Annotated in this window: 2 tRNA genes and 1 rRNA gene; all 3 read right to left on the reverse strand. The window is 50.3% G+C overall.

Annotated features, from left to right (window positions below):
* Nucleotides 1-127: 127 nt before the first annotated feature.
* Nucleotides 128-201: transfer RNA gene (locus ACVWYG_RS19155), tRNA-Ala, on the reverse strand.
* Between the two features lie 85 nt (nt 202-286).
* A tRNA-Ile gene (locus tag ACVWYG_RS19160) sits at nt 287-361 on the reverse strand.
* Between the two features lie 235 nt (nt 362-596).
* Nucleotides 597-2,116, reverse strand: a 16S ribosomal RNA gene (locus tag ACVWYG_RS19165).
* Nucleotides 2,117-2,310 lie beyond the last annotated feature (194 nt).

The raw sequence follows: 2,310 nt of genomic DNA on the forward strand, positions 1-2,310 counted from the left end.
TATGTCAATGTAGCGCACCGATCCCGGTGTGTGTATATTTTTTGTTGCGGGTTATGGGTTACGCGTTATGGGATTTATATGCGCCCTAACAGGTAACTTTTAACTTTCAACCTTCAACTCCCTTCTGTGGAGAATAACGGAGTCGAACCGTTGACCTCCTGCGTGCAAGGCAGGCGCTCTAGCCAGCTGAGCTAATCCCCCGGCTTTTTTTGAGTTCTAAGTCCTAAGTCATACGTTGTAAGTCAAACTTATAACATAATACTCATAACGTACCACTAAAACTAGGTAGTCCCGTCCAGATTTGAACTGGAGACCCCTACATTATCAGTGTAGTGCTCTAACCAGGCTGAGCTACGGGACTTTGTTTCTTAGATGTAAGACGTTAGACATTAGATGTTAGACAAAGTGCCTAAGCCCATTATCAAATCCCATATCTGATGTCCCAGACCTCAGATCCCGTCCAGATCTCGTTTCCTTCTTTTCTTTGGATGTGGGGTATTGGAAAATAGACCAAAAGCCTGTTCTCATTCCTCATATCTCAAATCTTTTTAATAAGAGTATCATTATAGCGCAGCGAGCGGTCGGGACCGCTCCAGAAAGGAGGTATTCCAGCCGCACCTTCCGGTACGGCTACCTTGTTACGACTTAGCCCCAGTTATCGGTCTTACCCTAGGACGCTCCTTGCGGTTACATACTTTAGGTACCCCCAACTTCCATGGCTTGACGGGCGGTGTGTACAAGGCCCGGGAACGTATTCACCGCGTCATTGCTGATACGCGATTACTAGCGAATCCAACTTCACGGGGTCGAGTTGCAGACCCCGATCCGAACTGTGAACGGCTTTGTGAGATTCGCATCACGTTGCCGTGTAGCTGCCCTCTGTACCGTCCATTGTAGCACGTGTGTAGCCCCGGACGTAAGGGCCATGATGACTTGACGTCGTCCCCTCCTTCCTCTCTGTTTGCACAGGCAGTTTGTCTAGAGTCCCCATCATTACATGCTGGCAACTAAACACAGGGGTTGCGCTCGTTGCGGGACTTAACCCAACACCTCACGGCACGAGCTGACGACAGCCATGCAGCACCTAGTTTCGTGTCCTTGCGGACGCTCCCATCTCTGGGAACTTCACTAACTTTCAAGCCCGGGTAAGGTTCCTCGCGTATCATCGAATTAAACCACATGCTCCTCCGCTTGTGCGGGCCCCCGTCAATTCCTTTGAGTTTCAATCTTGCGACCGTACTCCCCAGGTGGAACACTTAACGCTTTCGCTTAGCCGCTGACTGTGTATCGCCAACAGCGAGTGTTCATCGTTTAGGGCGTGGACTACCAGGGTATCTAATCCTGTTCGATCCCCACGCTTTCGTGCCTCAGCGTCAATAGAACCATAGTAAGCTGCCTTCGCAATCGGTGTTCTGAGACATATCTATGCATTTCACCGCTACTTGTCTCATTCCGCCTACCTCTAGTCCATTCAAGCCCATCAGTATCAAGGGCACTGCGATAGTTGAGCTACCGTCTTTCACCCCTGACTTAACAGGCCGCCTACGCACCCTTTAAACCCAATAAATCCGGATAACGCTTGGATCCTCCGTATTACCGCGGCTGCTGGCACGGAGTTAGCCGATCCTTATTCTTCCGGTACATTCAGCTCTCTACACGTAGAAAGGTTTATTCCCGGATAAAAGCAGTTTACAACCCATAGGGCAGTCTTCCTGCACGCGGCATGGCTGGTTCAGGGTTGCCCCCATTGACCAATATTCCTTACTGCTGCCTCCCGTAGGAGTCTGGTCCGTGTCTCAGTACCAGTGTGGGGGGCCATCCTCTCAGATCCCCTAGCCATCGTAGCCTTGGTGGGCCCTTACCCCGCCAACTAGCTAATGGCACGCATGCCCATCTCCATCCCATAAATGTTTGATCATCCCATAATGCTATAAAATGATGTTATGCGGTGTTAATCCGGATTTCTCCGGGCTATCCCCCTGATGAAGGTAGGTTGCATACGCGTTACGCACCCGTGCGCCGGTCTCATGGAAGCAAGCTCCCAATACCCCTCGACTTGCATGTATTAGGCCTGCCGCTAGCGTTCATCCTGAGCCAGGATCAAACTCTCCATTGTAAAATGTGTTGTAAGATGCTGACCAGTTTTAACTATCGTTAAAAATAGTCTTCTTTTTTTGTTTTGTCCGTCGGTCTCCCGACCTTAAAACGGGACTCCCCGGCCATGTACTGCGGCCGGTGCCCCCTTATACTCGCTTGCGCTACTTTGACATCTCTTGTAAGAACTTTTATTCGCTTAACCTCACGGCAGCT

The organism is Pedobacter sp. UYEF25 (genome assembly GCF_054061655.1).